This is a genomic window from Nitratireductor pacificus pht-3B, from assembly GCF_000300335.1.
GTDB lineage: Bacteria > Pseudomonadota > Alphaproteobacteria > Rhizobiales > Rhizobiaceae > Nitratireductor > Nitratireductor pacificus.
This window is the reverse complement of record NZ_AMRM01000013.1, coordinates 33,356-48,085: the sequence shown is the minus strand read 5'-3', so window position 1 is coordinate 48,085 and position 14,730 is coordinate 33,356. Positions and strand designations below refer to the sequence as shown.

The window sequence follows — 14,730 nt, the reverse complement described above, 5'->3', positions numbered from 1 at the left end:
AACGCGACGATAGGAAAAATATCCAGCCGAACGAATCGCTCCCCTGGAGCGGTGGCGCGTGGAACATGGGCTGTCGGCTGCGCTACAGATAATGCATGCCGAGGCGATGTCCATCCACCTCGTGCACATCGATGCGGGTGTCGTAGATGTCCTGCAGGACCGGTTCACGCATGAATGTATCCGGCGTGCCTTCCAGCACGACGCGGCCATCGCGCATGGCGATGATCCTGTCGGCGTAGATGGAGGCGAAGTTGATGTCGTGGATGACGATGATGATCGACTTGTCGAAAGTATCCGCCGCCCGGCGCAGCAGCTTCATCATCGCCGCCGCATGCTTCATGTCGAGGCTGTTCAGCGGTTCGTCGAGCAGCACATAGTTGGTGTCCTGCGCCAGCACCATCGCCACGAAGGCGCGCTGCCGCTGGCCGCCGGAGAGTTCGTCCAGGAACCGTCCGCTGAGCGTTTCCAGGCCGAGATAGGCGATGGCCTCGCGCACGTGGCGCTCGTCTTGCGCCGTCGGCCTGCCGGCGCAGTGGGGAAAGCGCCCGAACGTCACCAGTTCCTCGACCGTCAGGCGCATGCCGACCTGGTTGGCCTGCCGCAGGATGGCGAGACGCTTGGCCAGCACCTCGCTCTTCGTCTTCTGCACGTCCAGCCCGTCCACCAGAACCGTGCCGGCGCTTGGCGCAAGCAGCCGCGCGATGATCGACAGCAGCGTCGATTTCCCCGCGCCGTTGGGACCCACGATGGCCGTGATTCCGCTGTCGGGCAGCACGAGGTTCACATCGTCGAGAACGGTCTCGTCCTCGTAGGTTTTGCTGACGCCGGTGATTTCGATCATCGTTTCAGATTCCGGTAGAGAAGCAGCATGAAGGTGATGCCGCCGATGAACTCGATAATGATGCTGAGCGCGGTGTCGAAGCCGAAGACACGCTCCAGGATCGTTTGCCCGCCGACCAGGGCGATGATGGCGATCAGCGTCGCCGCGGGCAGGGTATAACGGTGGCGGTCGGTTCCCAGCGCCTGATAGGCGAGATTGGCGACGAGGAGACCGAAGAAGGTGACGGGGCCGACCAGCGCCGTCGAAACCGAGACCAGGATCGCGATCAGGGCGAACAGCAGCATCACGAGGCGCCGGTAGTCGACGCCGAGATTGATCGCCACGTCGCGGCCGAGCGCCAGCACGTCGAGCCGGGCGATGAGCTGGCGGCTGACGATGGAGGCTGCGACGACGATGATGCCGGAGATGACCAGAAGCTCCTGGTCGATGGTGTTGAAGCTGGCGAAAAGCTGGTCCTGCAGGACGATGAACGCGTTGGGGTCGAGAAGGCGTTGCATCAGCAGGGAGAGGCTGCGGAAAAAGACGCCGAAGACGACGCCGGCCAGCACGACCAGATGCAGGCTGCGCCGGCGCCCGAGGAAGAGCCAGCGAAACAGGAGCAGGGACAGGCTGCCCATGATCAGAGCTTCCAGGACGAAGCGCAGGCGTGGGTCGAAGGTGGATAGCTGGTGCGCGCCCATGAAGAAGACCACGGCGGTCTGGATCGCCGCGTACAGCGAATCGAAGCCCATCACCGACGGCGTGAGGATCCTGTTCTGCGTGACAGTCTGGAACAAGACCGTCGAGACCGCCACCGCATAGGCGACGAGCACCATGCTGATCAGCTTGGTTCCCCGGAAGGCGAGGATGAAATCCCACTGCCCTTTGGCGCCGAGCGTCATGAACACCGCCACCGCGACCAATGCCGCGGCGGACAGGCCGGCGAGCACCATCCGTGCCCTGTGGGTGGATTGCCGTTCAGCCAAGGCGCGCCCGCCGTCGCAGGAGCAGATAGAGGAAGATGGCGGACCCCAGAACGCCGACCACCGTTCCGACGGGAATCTCGTAAGGAAAGCGCAGGGTGCGGCCGGCAATGTCGCAGGCGAGCAGGAACGCGGCTCCCGAAAGCGCCACCCATGGCAGGGCCCGCCGCAGATTATCGCCGACCATCATGCGCACCACATTGGCGACGATGAGGCCGAAGAACGGCACCGCGCCGGACGTGACCACTGCTGTGGCGGCGACCAGTGAGACGATCGACAGGCCGAAGGCCAGGATTCGCCCATAGTTGAGGCCGAGATTGCGCGTGAACGCCTCGCCGAGGCCCGCCACGGTGAACCGGTCGGCCGCCAGATAGGCGAGCGCGGCCAGAAGCCCGGCGATCCACAGCAGCTCGTAGCGGCCGCGCAGGACGCTGGAGAAATCGCCATTGGTCCATGCGGCCAGCGATTGCAGCAGGTCATAGCGATAGGCAAGGAACGTCGTGATCGCATTGATCACGCCGCCGAACATCAGGCCGAGCAGGGGGACCAGCAGGCTGGCGCTGGAGGGCATCCTGGCGACGAAGCGCAGGAACAGGAACGTCGCAGCCAGCGCGAACAGCGCTGCCACGAGCATTTTCGAGAAGATCGGCATGGCCGGCGCCAGAAGCGCCGTCGCCAGAAGGCCGAGGCTGGCCGCTTCGACGGTGCCCGAGGTCGTGGGCTCGACGAAGCGGTTGCGAAACAGCATCTGCATGATGACGGCGGCGACGCCCATCGACATGCCCGACAGGATGATGGCCAGGGTGCGTGGAATGCGGCTGACGAGCAGGAGCTGCAAGGCCCCGCCACCCTCGCCGTCTCCGACCAGCGCGCCAAGGGACATGTCGGCGACGCCGATGAAGATGCTGGCCGTCGCGAGGGCTAGGACGAGCGCCGCCGCCAGGATCAGCCCGGCGGCGTTGCTCCATCCACCCGCATTTGCCGGCAATGCCCGCATGGCCACGAAGGATCAGCCCTGTCCGCCCAGCGCCTTGGCCAGATTGTCGACGACCGTCTGGAGGGAGGAAATGCCGCCGCCCACCAGGTACCAACGCACCGTGTCGGCATAGAAGATGCGGTCGTTCTTCGCGGCTTCCGTGGCGGCGATCAGCTCGTTGTCGAGCGTCTGCCTGGCGGTCTGGCCGGAATTGCCGACGGCCGAGTCGCGATCGACCACGATCAGCCAGTCGGGATTGGTCTTCAGGATGAATTCGAACGAAACCGCCTCGCCATGGGTCGCCGCCTCGACATCGTCGACCGCCGGCTGGATACCGAGATCCTGGTGGACCCAGCCGAAGCGGGAGCCGGTGCCATAGGCGGAGATCTTCCCGCCATTGGTCAGGATGATCAGCGCCTTTCCGGCGCTGTCGGCGTGCGCGCGCAGCTCGGCGACGGAGCTGTCTAGCTGGGCGATCAGTTCCGCGGCCTTGTCCTCCTTGCCGAAGATCCGGGCCAGTGTTTCGGTGTTCTTCTTGGCGCCGGCGAAGAAGGCGTCGGGCGCCACGGTCAGGTCGATGGTCGGAGCGATGCGCGACAGCGCGGCATATTGCGGCGCTGAGCGACCGGCAACGATGATCAGGTCGGGCGCGGCGGCGTTGACCGCCTCGAAGTCAGGCTCGAACAGCGAGCCGATTTTCGCATAGGCGTCGCCGCGATACTTCTCCAGATAGTCGGGGATCAGCGCCGACGGCACGCCGGCCACCTCGACGCCCAGCGCGTCGAGCGTGTCGAGCGCGGCCAGATCGAAGGTGAAGACCTTTTTCGGCACGCCGTTCAAAACGGTCTCGCCCTGTGCGTGCTGAACGGTGATCTCCTGCGCCTGGGAGAGCGTAGGCAGAAGCAGGGCCGCGAGGATGAGCAGCGGCGATAACAGCCGCGCGAGATAAGAGACGTTCAGCATGATCGTAGGCTCCGGGATAGGAATAAGGACCAGGCAATCGGGTCACATGACCGTTCCGGTTAGGAACCCTGTCTTGCCTGGCCATCCGTTATCAAATATGATCTTCATAATCAACTTTGATGGGCGGCATTCTTCCATGAGCAGCGCCCGCGATTTTATGGCTCAAAGGAGTTTGCCAATGCCCAGTTCGACGGCCGTCATCGCGACCGCGCACGCATCCAAATATCTGCAGCAGCTCTGCAAGCATTTCGCGCACAAGGTTTCGGTCGAATTCGATGCGGAGCGTGGGCGGGTGGACTTCCCCTTTGGTGACTGCCGCCTCAGCGCGGACGAGAAGGCGCTGACGATCGATTGCGAGACGAAGACGGACGAAGAAATGGAGCGGGTTCAGGGTGTCGTGTTCGACCACCTGAAGCGCTTCGCCTGGCGCGAGGAATTCGAGGCCAGCTGGACGGTCTCCGCCTGAAGCCGCCTGCGGCGTTTGGAAGCGCCCGGACCTCCCCTGCATGCGGGAGAAATGGGATCGGGTGCGGAGCCGCGACAAACCCCCTGATCTCCCTCAATCGGTTTGCGCCGGTTCCCCATTGCGGGTGACGTGCTCTCTTCCGGGGAGGCAGACGGCTGGCTTGACATTCTGAAACCTGATGATTATCAATATTCGTCAGGAAAGAGACATCCATGATCCAGCCAGCACGCCCACGAACCGACCCTGAGGAAACCCGCGCGCGGATTCTCGAAGTCGCCGAGGAGTTCTTCCGCCGGGTCGGGTATCAGAAGACGTCGGTCGCCGACATCGCAACGGAACTCGGAATGAGTCCGGCGAACATCTATCGCTTCTTCCCCTCAAAGGGCGCCATCAACGAGTGCATCTGCGGCCGCGTCGTGGAGGAGGTGGCCGAGTTTGCGTTCGGGATCGCCCGTTCCTCCAATCCCGCCTCCGAAAAGCTCGTCCGCCTTTTGACGGCGATCCATATCCACAACAAGGCGACGCTTCTCAAGGAAAAGCGCACGCACGACATGATTGTCGCGGCGATGCAGGAGAACTGGTCGATCATCAAGGCGCATATCGAGCGCATCACGACCATCGTCGAGGGCATTATCCGGGAAGGCGTGGCTGCGGGCGAGTTCGACGTCGAGGACCCGGCCGAGGCGGCGCGCTGCGTAAAGACGGCTTTCGTGCCCTTCTTCCATCCGATGCTGATCGAGAACTGCATGCAGAACGGCGAGGATACCGAGGCGGGACTGCGCGAGCAGATGGGTTTCATCCTGAAAGCACTGGGCAAGAGAGACTAGCATCGCGCCGTGGAGCGCGATTTCGCACATCCAAAAAATGACGATTGTTCAAATTCGTTATTCAACACTATTCAGAATATGAGGCGCAGATGTCGCTGTTAATGCTCAAACGGATTGTCCTGGTGGCTGCTGGCGCGGCTCTTCTGGCCGGGTGCCAGAAGGAGGAGGCAGCCGAGCAGCCCGATCCGGTCGTGCGTGTCGAGACGGTGCGCCTTGCCCCGCTGGCAGAGACGCGCACCTATACCGGCATCGTCACCCCCCGCATCGAGGTGGCGGAAGCGTTCCGCGTCGGCGGCAAGGTCGCCGCGCGGCTGGTCGATGTCGGCGACACCGTGGAGGAAGGGCAGGTGCTGGCCCGCCTCGACCCGGTCGATCTCAATCTCCAGCTCGAGCAGCGGCGCGCCGAGCTGCAGGCGGCGGCTGCGAGCCTCGCCAAGGCCGAGGCCGACGCGGCCCGCGCCCGCGCGCTGTTCGAGCGCGGCCATGTCGCCCAGGCCGCCATCGACGCGCAATCGCTGGCCGTGGACGAGGCCAGCTCGCGGCACGAACAGGCGAAGCGCAGCGTTGCGCTGGCCGCCAACCAGATGGGGTACAGCGAACTGAAGGCTTCCGCACCCGGCGTGGTGAGCATCGCCACCGCCGAGGCCGGCCAGGTGATCGCCGCGGGGCAGACCGTGGTCAGCATCGCCCGGCTGGACGAGAAGGAGGTCGAGGTGGCGATCCCCGAAAGCCGCCTTGCCGATCTCGAAGGGTCACAGGCCAGCGTCGTGCTCTGGGCGGGCGGCGAAGCCTATCCGGCGGAGCTGCGCGAGGTTTCGCCCGAGGCGAGCGGCACGAGCCGGACCTATCCGGTCCGCTTCTCCATCGCCGGCGCGGATGAGGCGGTGCGCCTCGGCATGACCGCAACCGTATCGCTGACCAAAGGCAATCCGGTGCCCGTTGCCCGCGTGCCGATGACAGCGCTCCTCGACGACGGCCGTGGACCGGTGGTCTTCGTGGTCGATCCGACCTCCAGCGCGCTTGAGCGCCGGCCGGTCGTCGTCGAGGCTTACCAGTCGGAGAAGGCCGTCGTCAGCGGCGGCCTCGAGGGAGGCGAGAAGATCGTCACCCTCGGCGTACAGAAACTGGAGGCCGGCGACAGGGTCCGGCTTGCCGAAATCCAGTCCGCCAGCGCGCGCTGACCCGGGGGCCGACATGCAGCGTTTCAACCTTTCCCAGTGGGCGGTGACCCATCAGGCTCTTGTCCTGTTCCTGATCATCGTCCTGTCGCTGGGCGGGGCCTATTCCTATTCCCGCCTCGGCCGCGCCGAGGATCCGAGCTTCACGATCAAGGTGATGGTGGTGACGGCGGTCTGGCCGGGCGCCACCGCCGAGGAAGTCCAGCGGCAGGTGGCCGATCCGATCGAGAAGATGCTGCAGGAGATCCCCTATTTCGACAAGGTGCGCACCTATTCGAAGCCGGGATCGACCTTCATGCAGCTGCAGCTCGACGACACCACGCCGCCCGGCGCGGTGGCGGACATCTGGTATCAGGTGCGCAAGCGCGTCGGTGACATTCGCGGCAGCCTGCCTGCCGGCGTGATCGGCCCCTTCTTCAACGACGAGTTCGGCGATGTCGACAGCGCGCTCTACATGCTGTCGGGCGAGGGCGCCACCATGCGCGACCTGAAGGATGCCGCCGAAGACATTCGCCAGCGCCTGCTGCGCGTGCCGGATGTGGAGAAGGTGCGCTTCTATGGCGAGCAGGACGAGCGCATCCATGTCGAGGTCTCGCATTCGAAGCTCGCCACGCTCGGCATCGATCCGCAGCTGATCTTCAACTCCATCGCCGCGCAGAACGCCGTGACGCCGGCCGGCGAGATCGAGACCGCTTCCGATCGGGTGTTCCTGCGCGTCGAGGGCGCGCTGAACGGTGTGGACGCGGTGGCCGCCGTTCCGGTCTCCGTCAACGGCACGGTGTTCCGTCTCGGCGATATTGCCGAGATCAGCCGCGGCTATCAGGATCCCCCCACCTTCACCGCCCGGCACGAGGGACGCGAGGCGATCGCCATCGGCGTCGTCATGGCCGAAGGCGCCAACATCCTGACGCTGGGGGAGAATCTCGAGACGGCGATGAATGCAGCCCGCGCGGACCTGCCGGTCGGGCTGGAGGTGGAATTGATCGCCGACCAGCCGGAGGTGGTGCAGGAATCGGTCGGCGAGTTCATCAAGGTCTTCCTGGAAGCGCTGGTCATCGTTCTCGCCGTCAGCTTCCTGTCGCTGGGCTGGCGCACGGGCATCGTCGTCGCGCTCGCTGTGCCGCTCGTCCTGGCGATCGTCATGATCGCGCTCGATCTCCTCGGCATGAGCCTGGAGCGCATCACGCTCGGCGCCCTGATCATCGCGCTCGGCCTCCTGGTCGACGACGCGATCATCGCGGTCGAGATGATGGTGGTGAAGATGGAGCAGGGTTACGACCGGCTGAAGGCGGCGACCTTCGCCTGGACGTCGACCGCCTTTCCGATGCTGACCGGCACGCTGGTGACCGCGGCGGGTTTCCTGCCCGTCGGCTTCGCCCAGTCGACGGCGGGCGAATATGCCGGCGGCATCTTCTGGGTGGTCACCATCGCGCTGGTCGCCTCCTGGTTCGTCGCGGTCGTCTTCACCCCCTATATCGGCGTCAAGCTGTTGCCCGACTTCCACAAGCGTGGTTCCGCGGCAGCGGGCGAGGGCGGCCATCACGACATCTACGACACCCGTCTCTACAATGCCCTGCGCGCCGTGGTCGACTGGTGTGTCTCCTGGCGCTGGCTGGTGATCGCCGCCGTCATCGGCCTGTTCGCCATGTCGATCTGGGCCTTCGGCTTCGTCCAGCAGCAGTTCTTCCCGACCTCGCCGCGGCCCGAGCTGATGGTCGAGATCCGCCTGCCGGAAGGTGCGCCCTTCAAGGCGACGGAGGCGGCCGTCCGAGAGATGGAGGCGGTGGTTGCCGCCGACCCGGAGGTGCTGACCTACAGCACCTATACCGGTGCCGGCGCCCCGCGCTGGTTCCTGGCGTCCAATCCGGAGCTGCCCAAGCCGAACTATGCCATCCTGGAGATGCGCACGGCGGACGCGGCCGCGCGCGACCGGGTCAAGGCGCGGCTGCAGGATTATGTGGCCGAGGGCGGATTGCCACAGGCGCGGGTCCGCGTGACGGAGCTGGTGTTCGGGCCGCCGGTCGGTTTCCCGGTCCAGTTCCGCGTCGTCGGCCCCGACCCGCTGGAGGTGCGCCGCATCGCCTATCAGGTGCGCGACGTGATGGCGCAGAACCCGCGTGCGCTCGACCCCAATCTGGACTGGAACGAGCAGGCGAAGTCGATTCGTCTCGAGGTTGATCAGGACCGCGCCAGGGCGCTCGGCCTGACGCCGCAGGATATCGGCCAGACCCTGCAGACCCTGCTGTCGGGCTATACGGTGACCGCGGTGCGCGACGGCATCGAGACCATCGATGTGGTGGCGCGCGCGGTGGAGAGCGAGCGTCTCGACATCGCGCATCTGGGCGATCTCACAATCGCCACACGTGGCGGCACGGCGGTGCCCCTGTCGCAGGTCGCCCGCGTGGTCTATGGCCACGAGGAGCCGATCCTGTGGCGGCAGAACCGGGACATGCTGATCACCGTCCGCGCCGACGTGCCGGCCGGCGTCCAGCCGCCGGATGTCTCGTCGGAAATCCTGCCGACCCTGAAGCCGCTGATGGAGGAACTGCCGCTCGGTTACCGCATCGAGATGGGCGGCGCCATCGAGGAAAGCGCCAAGGCCAATGTGGCGCTGTTCCAGGTCTTCCCGATCATGGTCCTCGCCATGCTGACGCTGCTGATGATCCAGTTGCAGAGCTTTTCGCAGCTGGCGCTGGTCTTCGCGACGGCACCGCTCGGCCTGATCGGGGCGGCGCTCGGCCTGCTCGTCTTCAACCAGCCCTTCGGCTTTGTCGCGCTGCTCGGTCTGATCGCGCTCGCCGGCATGATCATGCGCAACACGGTCATCCTGGTCGACCAGATCGAGGCGGACATCGCCGACGGGCGCGACAAGTGGAGCGCGATCATCGAGGCGACCGTGCGGCGCACGCGGCCCGTCGTTCTCACCGCGCTGGCCGCGATCCTCGCCATGGTGCCCCTGTCGCGCAACGTGTTCTGGGGGCCGATGGCGTTCGCCATCATGGGCGGCCTCGCAGTGGCCACGGTGCTGACGATCCTGTTCGTGCCGTCGCTCTATGCGGCCTTCTACCGTGTGCGGCGGCCGGACTTCGAGGCCGAGGACACGCGGAAAGATGACGGCTGCCCGGGTGTGATGGCGTTGCCGGAAGCCGCCGAGTAGGTTTCTGCCTATTCGGCGGGGACCCGTGCTTTCGCGACTTGTGGCCGGCCGGCGAAGGCCTTCGCTCCGGCCACGCAGGCAACGACCGCGATGGTGACGGCGAGCATTCCGCCGGTGACCGTCTCGCCGAGCAGCAGCGCTGCGAGCGCCAGCCCGAAAAAGGGCTGGAGCAGCTGCAGCTGGCCGACGGCAACCGTCCCGCCGAGCGCCAGTCCCCGATACCAGAAGACGAAGCCGACGAGCATGCTGAAGACCGTGACGTAGCCGAGGCCGATCCAGGCCGGGACATCAGGCGCCCTGAAACCTCCCGGTAGGGCGACGAGGGTGACGACGAGCATTACGGGGAGGGAGAGGAGAAGGGCCCAGCAGATCACCTGCCAGCCGCCCATCCTGCGCGACAGGGTCGCGCCCTCCGCATAGCCGAGGCCGCAGACAAGGATGGCGCCGAGCATCAGCAGGTCGCCGAGCGGCGAGGCGGTCATGCCCTGACTGAAGGCGAAGCCGACGACAAGCGCGCTACCGGCGATAGAGAACAGCCAGAAGGCGGGGCGCGGACGCTCGCCGCCGCGCAGCACGCCGAAGACCGCCGTCGCCAGCGGCAGCAATCCGACGAAGACGATGGAATGGGCCGAGGTCACATGCTCCAGCGCCAGCGCGGTCAGAAGCGGGAACCCGACGACGACGCCGAGCGCGACGATGACGAGCGCGAAGAGATCCTGCCGTCGGGGCCTTCTGGCGCGAAACGCCAGGACGAGGACGCCGGCGAGAAGGCCGGCGAGGGTGGCCCGCGCGCCTGTCAGGAAGACGGGATCGAACCCCATCACGGCGACACGGGTCGCCGGCAGCGATCCGCTGAAGATCAGGACACCCAGAAGCCCGTTGCCCCACCCGCTCATCGTCTTGTTCATGGCATGCTCCTTGTCTCGGCTCCCATGTGCGGGAAAGGACGTGACGCTACCAGATACAATGCAGTACAATTTCACCTGACTGTAATGGTTGGATGAGCAGTACGGATGGCCCTGACAGACCCGGAAAGCCGCACCACCTTGCTGGCGGAGGTGATGGAGACGATTCGTGGCAGGATCGCCAATCGCAGTCTGACACCGGGGATGAGGCTGCCGTCCATACGCGGCTGCGCGCGCTCGATGCGGGTCTCCAAATCGACGGTCGTCGAGGCCTATGACCGGCTGGCGGCGGAGGGCGTCATCCGTTCGCAACCGGGTTCGGGGTTCTACGTGACGGCGCCCCTTGCGCCACTATCGCTCGCCGAGACCGGGCCCGAGCGTGTGCGCGAGGTCGACCCCTTGTGGATCTCGCGCCAGGCGCTGGGCGCGGGTGACGACCTGCTCATTCCCGGATGCGGCTGGCTGCCGCCATCCTGGATGCCGGTCGAGGGATTGCGCCGGGCGTTGCGCGCGGCGGCGCGCGCCGAGCCGGCGGGCCTCGCCGATTACGGCACGCCGCTCGGCCTGCCGGCGCTGCGGGCGCTTCTCGCGCGCCGCATGGCCGGACACGGCATCGAGGCGGCGCCGGGCCAGATCATGCTGACGGAATCCGGCACGCAGGCGATCGACCTAGTCTGCCGCTTCCTCCTGAATCCGGGCGACACGGTTCTGGTCGACGATCCCTGCTACTTCAACTTTCACGCATTGCTGCGCGCGCATCAGGTGAAGATCGTCGGCATTCCCTACACGGCAGCGGGGCCGGACGTGGCGGGGTTCGCCGGGGCAGTGGCGGAGCACGCACCGCGCCTCTACGTCACCAACTCGGCCCTGCACAACCCCACCGGCGCGACGCTGTCGCCGGTGACGGCGCACCGCCTCCTGACGCTTGCCGACCAGGCGGGCATGACCATCGTCGAGGACGACATCTTCGCCGATTTCGAGGCGGGCCCGGCGCCGCGCCTCGCCGCCTTCGACGGGCTGTCGCGGGTTGTCTATATCGGCAGCTTTTCAAAATCCCTGTCCGCGTCGGTGCGCTGCGGCTACATCGCCGCGCCGGCCGACTGGATCGAAGGGCTGGTCGATCTGAGGATCGCGACGGCCTTCGGCGGGCCGGCCCTGTCCGCCGAACTGGTCCTGACGCTGCTGCAGGATGGCAGCTATCGCAAGCACATGGACACGGTCCGGTCGCGCCTGGCGCGCGCCATGGAGGAGACGCTGGCGCAACTGCGCCGGATCGGCATCGCGCCATGGATCGAGCCGCAGGCCGGCATGTTCGTCTGGTGCCGGCTTCCCGACGGAATGGACGCGGCGGACCTGGCGCGCCGGATGCTCGCCGAGAAGATCGTGCTGGCGCCGGGCAACGCCTTCAGCCATGCCCGCCAGGCGGGAGGTTTCCTGCGCTTCAACGTGGCGCAGTGCGAGGATGAACGCATTTTCGCGGCGCTGGCACGCGCGCTCGCGTGAGGAACTCCGGCGCTTTCAACGACCTGAGCGATGCAGCGGCAATCAGGCACTCCGCCCAGCGGTGAGGGCCGCGACGCCGACATTGTCGATCAGCCGGACGTCGCCAAGCCAGACGGCCGCGAGCAGCCGCGCCGGCTTTGCCGGGCGGACGACCGGCATCAGCGTCGCCTCGTCGCGCAGTTCCAGATACTCGACCATGTCGAAGCCTGCCTCGGTCAGGGCGAGACGACTCGCCGCGAGCGCCGCATCGGCATCGGCGCCCTCGGCAAGGCGTTCGGCCGTTTCGAAGAGGATTGCTGCCAGCCCGGGGGCGATTTTCCTCTGCTCTTCGCAGAGGCGCACATTGCGCGACGAGAGCGCCAGCCCGTCCGCCTCGCGCACCGTCGGGCATCCGACGATCTCGACCGGGATATCGAGATCGCGCACCAGTCGCCTGACCACCTGCAACTGTTGGAAATCCTTCTCGCCGAAACAGGCGAAATCGGCGCCGCTTTGCAGCAGGAGCTTCGTCACCACTGTCGCCACCCCGTCGAAATGGCCGGGACGATGGCCGCCGCACAGCCCTTCGCTGACGTTGCTGACCGACACGGTGGTCGAAAAGCCCGGTGCATACATCTCATCGCCGTCGGGGGCGAAGAGAATGTCGGCTCCAAGCAGCGCGAGCTTGGCGGCGTCGTCCTTCTCCGTGCGTGGATAGGCGGCGAGATCGGCCGCATTGTTGAACTGCTTCGGATTGACGAACAGCGTCACGATCACGCGGTCGGCGCGCGCCAGCGCCGTCCTGACCAGGCTGAGATGGCCGTCGTGAAGCGCGCCCATGGTCGGCACCACGGCGACGGTCGCGCCCGCGCGCCGCCATGCGCCGACCCGCTCTCTCAGTTCGTGAACGGTGCGGACGACGGTGAGGCTCATGCGTTTCCTGCTTTCCTGCCGGCGGCGGGCTCGTCGGCGAAGACATGGCTCTCGTCCGGAAAGCGCCGTTGCCGGACATCCTCCGCATAGGCGGCGATGGCCGTCTGTGCATCATTGCCGAGCTCGGCATAACGCCTGACGAATTTCGGCCGGAAATCGCTGAACATGCCGAGCATGTCATCGACGACGAGCACTTGGCCGTCGCAGGCCGGCGAAGCGCCGATGCCGATGCTCGGAATGGGAATTTGAGCCGTGATCTTGCGCGCCAGCGCATCGGGCACTTTCTCCAGGACGACGGCGAAGGCGCCCGCTTCCGCGACGGCCGCGGCATCGCGTTCGATCGCCGCGCCGCTTTCCCCGCGGCCCTGGACCTTGTATCCGCCGAACGTGTTCACGGCCTGCGGCGTCAGTCCGATATGCGCCATCACCGGGATGCCACGCCGGGTCAGGAAGCGGATGGTCTCGGCCATGCTCTCGCCGCCCTCCAGCTTGACGGCGGCGCAGCCGGTCTCGCGCATCACGCGCGCCGCGCTGCGAAAGGCCTGTTCGGGCGCCTCTTCATAGGAGCCGAAGGGCAGGTCCACCACCAGCAGCGCCCGTTCCACCCCGCGCCGCACGGCCTGCCCGTGAAGGATCATCATGTCGAGCGTGACACCGAGCGTGCTGGGCAGGCCGTGCAGAACCATGCCGACGCTGTCGCCGACCAGGACGATGTCGCAATGCGGATCCACAAGGCGGGCGATGGGGGTGGTGTAGGCCGTCAGGCAGACAATCGGAACGCCGCCCTTGCGCGCTAGGACCTCCGGCGGCGTCAGGGCCATGGATCTTCCGGTTGCGCTCAAGCTGCCCTCCCTCGGCTTGCCTTCGGCGGTCTCGATCATCGCGGCGCGCCGCGATGGCCCGATCGCCCTAGGTGCGGGGGGTATGGCATATTTTTGTGCAGTTGCGAAGGGAAGACTGTGCCGGTGGTTTTAGCTATTCGCTGTCGAAAACATCATTCTGTGTGAGGACTTGCGCCAGCCCGCCCGGCTGCGTCGGTGCGCCGGCAAGAACGAGCTGGGCGGATTTCAGAGCGCCGGTGATGCGCCGCAGCACAGGTTCCGCGCCGAGCGTTTCCAGCGGCAATCCCCATTGGCCCTTGCCGGGCGTGCGCGGCGGCCAGACCGACAGCTCGAAATAGCGCGCCGCCTTGCGGTCGATGTCTCCCCAGTACTGGATGATCGTCGCGGCCGGGGCGGCCTTGGCGATGACACCCAGATCGCGGATTCCCAGGCGCGGCTCGTCGAGCGGCCGCAACGCCAGCACGATCGCATCCCACGAATGTTCGAACACCAGGTCGGCGCGCGGGAAGACGGCGACCTGCGCGCCGGCCTCCCGCAGACCCCGTTCGAGATTGTCGGCCAGCGGGTTGTCGCAGATCAGGGCCACCGCGGCATTCGCCGCACTCACCTCCGCAGCGCGGAACAGTTCCAGGCACAGGGCCGGCTGGTACTCCGCCCCGCCCACGAGCGGATGCGATTCATTGACCGCTGAAATCGGCACGTCATGCTCGCGGCAGGCTTCAACATCGACCTCGCCTCTGATCAGCATCCAGGCTTCGTGCATCAGCGCGACCACTGCGCGGTCGGGCAGACGTTCGACGATGGAGCGGGTGACGGGACCGACCGGGTCGGAACTGACAAGCAGATTGGTCGTCCGGCAGGTCTGGTGATCGATCCGCTCCTCGATGCTCAGATTGCGGCTGAGCCCGGCCACCGAGGCGAGCGCCCGGGTCGCTTCGGCGGCCTCTTCCGCCGATCGAAAGCGGTTCGTCTGCGGGGTGATTGCCGTGACGCTGGCGGCTCCGGCAACCAAGGCGATTGTCGCCGCGGCTGCAAGGGAACCGTTGTCGGCCGGCACGATGACGCGCAGCCCGGAAAGGTTCAGTTCGAAGGTCCGTACGTTCCCATGGATGAGCGACAGCATCCGGGTCGTGTCGGTCTGCGGAAATGCGCGTTCTGGACTGCCACTATTCGTCATCAACAATCATGTCCGGTTCGC

At 66.2% G+C, this 14,730-nt stretch carries 13 protein-coding genes; 5 read left to right on the top strand and 8 right to left on the bottom strand.

Annotated features, from left to right (window positions below; translation table 11 throughout):
* Positions 1 to 82: 82 nt before the first annotated feature.
* The 4 genes from NA2_RS12580 to NA2_RS12565 are packed head-to-tail and all read right to left on the bottom strand — an operon-like array spanning position 83 to position 3,742.
* Positions 83 to 841, bottom strand: coding sequence for an iron ABC transporter ATP-binding protein (locus NA2_RS12580; protein WP_008597307.1), 759 nt, complete (start codon positions 839 to 841; stop codon positions 83 to 85).
* On the bottom strand, positions 838 to 1,773 hold the full coding sequence (locus tag NA2_RS12575; RefSeq protein ID WP_008597306.1) for an iron chelate uptake ABC transporter family permease subunit: 936 nt from the start codon (positions 1,771 to 1,773) through the stop codon (positions 838 to 840). The genes NA2_RS12580 and NA2_RS12575 overlap by 4 nt, the downstream gene beginning before the upstream one ends.
* A gap of 25 nt (positions 1,774 to 1,798) precedes the next feature.
* A complete protein-coding gene (locus tag NA2_RS12570) occupies positions 1,799 to 2,800 on the bottom strand; it encodes an ABC transporter permease (protein WP_008597305.1) in 1,002 nt (333 codons plus the stop codon).
* A 12-nt stretch (positions 2,801 to 2,812) separates the two neighbouring features.
* Positions 2,813 to 3,742 carry a siderophore ABC transporter substrate-binding protein gene (locus tag NA2_RS12565; protein WP_008597304.1) on the bottom strand — a complete coding sequence of 310 codons (930 nt, stop codon included), beginning with the start codon at positions 3,740 to 3,742 and terminating at the stop codon, positions 2,813 to 2,815.
* A 178-nt stretch (positions 3,743 to 3,920) separates the two neighbouring features.
* Here NA2_RS12565 and NA2_RS12560 point away from each other — a divergent pair, with 178 nt between their 5' ends.
* From NA2_RS12560 to NA2_RS12545, 4 genes are all read left to right on the top strand, one after another.
* A complete protein-coding gene (locus NA2_RS12560; protein WP_008597303.1) occupies positions 3,921 to 4,208 on the top strand; it encodes a DUF2218 domain-containing protein in 288 nt (95 codons plus the stop codon).
* A 212-nt stretch (positions 4,209 to 4,420) separates the two neighbouring features.
* Positions 4,421 to 5,035, top strand: a complete 615-nt coding sequence (locus tag NA2_RS12555; RefSeq protein WP_008597302.1) for a TetR/AcrR family transcriptional regulator — start codon at positions 4,421 to 4,423, stop codon at positions 5,033 to 5,035.
* 89 nt (positions 5,036 to 5,124) lie between these two features.
* Complete coding sequence (locus NA2_RS12550; protein ID WP_040677757.1) at positions 5,125 to 6,216, top strand: efflux RND transporter periplasmic adaptor subunit; 1,092 nt, start codon at positions 5,125 to 5,127, stop codon at positions 6,214 to 6,216.
* A gap of 13 nt (positions 6,217 to 6,229) precedes the next feature.
* Complete coding sequence (locus tag NA2_RS12545) at positions 6,230 to 9,370, top strand: efflux RND transporter permease subunit (RefSeq protein ID WP_008597300.1); 3,141 nt, start codon at positions 6,230 to 6,232, stop codon at positions 9,368 to 9,370.
* Between the two features lie 8 nt (positions 9,371 to 9,378).
* Here NA2_RS12545 and NA2_RS12540 read toward each other — a convergent pair whose 3' ends face one another.
* Positions 9,379 to 10,278 (bottom strand): DMT family transporter, encoded by a 900-nt coding sequence (locus tag NA2_RS12540; protein WP_008597299.1) that lies wholly within the window; start codon positions 10,276 to 10,278, stop codon positions 9,379 to 9,381.
* Positions 10,279 to 10,383: 105 nt separating this feature from the next.
* Between NA2_RS12540 and NA2_RS12535 the strand changes: the two genes are divergently transcribed.
* Complete coding sequence (locus tag NA2_RS12535) at positions 10,384 to 11,778, top strand: aminotransferase-like domain-containing protein (protein ID WP_008597298.1); 1,395 nt, start codon at positions 10,384 to 10,386, stop codon at positions 11,776 to 11,778.
* A gap of 42 nt (positions 11,779 to 11,820) precedes the next feature.
* On the opposite strand, the gene panC is transcribed toward NA2_RS12535, so the two are convergent.
* The 3 genes from panC to NA2_RS12520 form a co-directional block, all read right to left on the bottom strand.
* The gene (gene panC / locus NA2_RS12530; RefSeq protein ID WP_008597297.1) at positions 11,821 to 12,690 is read right to left on the bottom strand and encodes a pantoate--beta-alanine ligase; all 870 of its coding nucleotides are present in this window, start codon (positions 12,688 to 12,690) and stop codon (positions 11,821 to 11,823) included.
* Positions 12,687 to 13,532: a 3-methyl-2-oxobutanoate hydroxymethyltransferase gene (panB, locus tag NA2_RS12525; protein ID WP_040677754.1), complete on the bottom strand. Its 846-nt coding sequence runs from the start codon at positions 13,530 to 13,532 to the stop codon at positions 12,687 to 12,689. The genes panC and panB overlap by 4 nt, the downstream gene beginning before the upstream one ends.
* Before the next feature lie 133 nt (positions 13,533 to 13,665).
* A complete protein-coding gene (locus NA2_RS12520; RefSeq protein WP_244423640.1) occupies positions 13,666 to 14,709 on the bottom strand; it encodes a hypothetical protein in 1,044 nt (347 codons plus the stop codon).
* Positions 14,710 to 14,730: the final 21 nt, after the last annotated feature.